The sequence below is a fragment of the Micromonospora sp. 4G55 genome (assembly GCF_016803375.1).
The window spans coordinates 1-3,579 of the sequence record NZ_JAEVHN010000622.1; the positions used below are offsets into that span (position 1 = coordinate 1).

The 3,579-nt window shown below is 70.7% G+C and carries 3 protein-coding genes and 1 pseudogene; 1 reads left to right on the top strand and 3 read right to left on the bottom strand.

Features of this window, described 5'->3' with window-relative positions:
- Positions 1-278, bottom strand: a 278-nt coding sequence (locus tag JNW89_RS31140; protein ID WP_305070552.1) for a biotin/lipoyl-containing protein, incomplete at its 3' end; no start/stop codon positions are given.
- Between the two features lie 73 nt (positions 279-351).
- A pseudogene (gene lpdA, locus JNW89_RS31145) lies at positions 352-1,739 on the bottom strand (dihydrolipoyl dehydrogenase).
- Positions 1,740-1,917: 178 nt separating this feature from the next.
- Between lpdA and JNW89_RS31150 the strand changes: the two are divergent.
- Positions 1,918-2,247, top strand: coding sequence for a hypothetical protein (locus JNW89_RS31150; RefSeq protein WP_088961017.1), 330 nt, complete (start codon positions 1,918-1,920; stop codon positions 2,245-2,247).
- A gap of 155 nt (positions 2,248-2,402) precedes the next feature.
- On the opposite strand, the gene JNW89_RS31155 is transcribed toward JNW89_RS31150, so the two are convergent.
- Positions 2,403-3,579: leucyl aminopeptidase (locus JNW89_RS31155; protein WP_238451794.1), on the bottom strand; the 1,177-nt coding region annotated here is incomplete at its 5' end.

Sequence of the window (3,579 nt, forward strand, 5' to 3'; positions counted from 1 at the left end):
GCCTGCTGCGGGGCGGCCTCGCCGCCACCGGCCTGCTCGCCCTCACCGGCGATGACGGCCAGCTCGCTGCCCACCTCGGCGGTCTCGTCCTCGCCGACCACGATCCGGCTCAGCACGCCCGCCGCGGGGGACGGGATCTCGGTGTCGACCTTGTCGGTCGACACCTCGAGCAGCGGCTCGTCGACCTCGACGGTGTCGCCCTCCTGCTTGAGCCAGCGGGTGACGGTGCCCTCGGTGACGCTCTCGCCGAGCCGAGGCATGGTGACCGATACCGGCATCTCTTATGACTCCTTCATTCCCCTGGTGCGATCTCGCCCGTCTGCCGCCGGACGCCGCGGAATCAGTTCTCGATCAGGCGTGTGCGTGCAGCGGCTTGCCGGCGAGGGCCAGGTGCGCCTCGCCCAGGGCCTCGTTCTGCGTCGGGTGGGCGTGCACGAGCTGCGCCACCTCGGCCGGGTACGCCTCCCAGTTGTAGATGAGCTGCGCCTCGCCGACGAGCTCACCGACCCGGGCGCCGACCATGTGCACGCCGACCACCGGGCCGTCCTCCACCCGGACCAGCTTCACGAAGCCGGCCGTCTTGAGGATCTGGCTCTTGCCGTTGCCACCCAGGTTGTAGTTGTAGGTCTTGACCTTGTCCGCGCCGTACTGCTCCTTGGCCTTCGTCTCGGTCAGACCCACCGACGCCAGCTCCGGGTCGGAGTAGGTGACCCGCGGGATGCCGGCCTCGTCGATCACGGCCGGGTTCTGGCCGGCGATCTCCTCGGCGACGAAGATGCCCTGCTGGAAGCCGCGGTGGGCGAGCTGGAGGCCGGGCACGATGTCGCCGACCGCGTAGACGTTCGGCACGCTGGTGCGCAGCCGCTCGTCGGTCAGCACGTAGCCGCGGTCCATCTTCACGCCCTGCTCCTCGTACCCGAGGTTGGCGGTGTTCGGGCCGCGCCCGACGGCGACCAGCAGCAGCTCGGCCTCGACGGTCTCGCCGCCGGCGATGGTCAGCTTGACGCCGTTGTCGGTCTTCTCGACCTTCTCGAACGGCTTGCCGACCTTGAAGTTGATCTTCCGCTTGCGGAAGGCCCGCTCCAGCGCCTTGGACGACTCCTCGTCCTCGGCGGCGACCAGGCGGGGCAGCGCCTCGACGATCGTGACGTCCACGCCGAAGGACTTCCACACGCTGGCGAACTCGACGCCGATCACGCCGCCGCCGAGCACGATCACCGACGCCGGGACCCGGTCCAGGGTCAGCGCGTGGTCGCTGGTGATGATCCGCTCGCCGTCGATCTCCAGGCCGGGCAGGCTCTTGGCGTACGAGCCGGAGGCCAGGATGACGTTGCGGCCGGTGTAGCGCTTGCCGTCGACCTCGACGACGTTCTTGCCGACCAGCTTGCCGGCGCGGCCACGAAGGTGATGTTCTTGGCGCTGCCCACCAGGCCCTGCAGGCCCTTGTAGAGACGGGAGACCACGCCGTCCTTGTACGAGTTGACCCCCGCCATGTCGATGCCGACCAGCTCGGCCTTCACGCCGAACTGCTCCGACTCGCGGGTCTGGTCGGCGATCTCGGCCGCGTGCAGCAGCGCCTTGGTGGGGATGCAGCCGTTGTGCAGGCAGGTGCCGCCGAGCTTCCCCTTCTCGATCAGCGCGACCGAGAGATCCAACTGGGCGGCACGCAGCGCCGCCGCGTAGCCGCCGCTGCCACCTCCGAGAATGACGATGTCGAAGGTCTCGTTCGGCTCGCTCACGTCCAACTCCCAGGTCGCGTCGCTGCATCGGGGGTCACGGTGGGGTAACAGGGACACACCCCACCTCGGTCATCTTGTCACTAGGGGATGCCGGGCGCGTACCGAGGTGCCCAACGACACGTCGTCGACACGTACTCTTGGCACCGTCTTCGATGACGGACGGGGGAGGAGACAGTCGGTGGGGCTATTCCGGCGACGCAAGCAGACGGGCGCGGTCAGCCGTGGCCGCCCCGCCGACCGGGCCGATCTGGACCATCTTGAGAACTTCGTCCGGACCCGGCGGGGCGTCGAGGCGTACATCGAGCCGCGGACCACGGTCACCGAGACCACCGTCATCCTGATCGCCGACGACGGGGAGTGGACCCGCCGTCGCGTCGACAGCCCCGAGGGAGCCCGCCGCTTCGCCCACCGGCTGGCCGTCCCCATCTACGACGTCCGCCTGATGGGCTACCCGCAGCGGATGCGCGACTACAACGAGCGCCGCAAACGCCGCCCCGAACTCTTCTAACCCACCCCCAACACCGTGGGCGCACTTTCACGGAAAGCGTGGCTATTCCGCGCCGAATAGCCACGCTTTCTCGGAAAGTGCGCGGATCCTGGTGGGAATGCGGGCGGGGCGCCTCCCGGGTGTGGGAGCGCCCCGATCGTGGGTGCGGGTGGGCGTCAGCCGTTGGCGGCGACGTCCTCGACCAGCTGCACCAGGGTGCGGACCGGGACGCCGGTGCCGCCCTTCGTCCAGTAGCCGGTCGCCTCGCCCGAGTGGTAGCCCGGGCCGGCGATGTCGATGTGCGCCCAGGCCACGTCCTCGGTGACGAACTCGCGCAGGAACACGCCACCCTGGAGCATGTGCCCGGCCCGGTCCATGCCGGCGTTGACCTGGGAGATGTCCGCGACGTCGGAGTCCATGCCCTTGCGCACGTCGTCCGGCAGCGGCATCGGCCAGGCCGGCTCGCCGACGGACTCGCCGACGGTCCTGACCCGCTCGCACAGCTCCGGGGTGCCCATCACGCCGGCGATCTTCTTGCCCAGCGCGATGACCTGCCCACCGGTGAGGGTGGACGTCTCGAAGAGGTAGTCGGTGCCGTCCGCGCAGGCCCGCGCCATCGCGTCACCCAGGATCATCCGGCCCTCGGCGTCGGTGTTGAGCACCTCGACCTTCTTGCCGTTGAACATGGTGATCACGTCACCCGGCCGGTAGCTGGTGCCCGACGGCATGTTCTCCGCCATCGGCAGGTACGCGGTCACCGCCACCGACGGCTTCACCGCGGCGATCGCCAGCATCGCGGCGCCGACGGCGGCCGCCCCGGCCATGTCCGACTTCATCTCCCACATGCCCTGCGCCGGCTTGATGGAGATGCCGCCGGTGTCGAAGGTGATGCCCTTGCCGACCAGCGCCACCCGCTTGCCGCTGCCGCCACCCGACGGGGTGTACGTGAGCTTGACCAGGCGCGGCGGGGCCTCCGAGCCCTGCCCGACGGCGACGATGCCGCCGTACCCGCCGGCGCGCAGCGCCTCCTCGTCGAGCACCTCGACGCCGAGCCCGGCCGCGCGGGCGGCCGTCGCGACGGCCTCGGCGAAGGCCGGCGGACGCAGCTCGTTCGGGGCGGTGTTCACCCAGTCCCGGCTGGTACGGACCGCGCCGGCCACCGCGGTGGCCCGGTCGATCTCGCCCCGGGCGGTCGCGTCACCGGCGTCCGGCACGGAGATCAGCACCTCGGCCACCGGTGTGCGCCGGGTCGGCTGCGGCTTGGTCTTGTAGCCGGCGAACCGGTAGCCGCCGAGCAGCGCGCCCTCGGCGACCGCGCGCAGCGCTGCCGGGGCGTCGGCGTCGTCGGGCAGC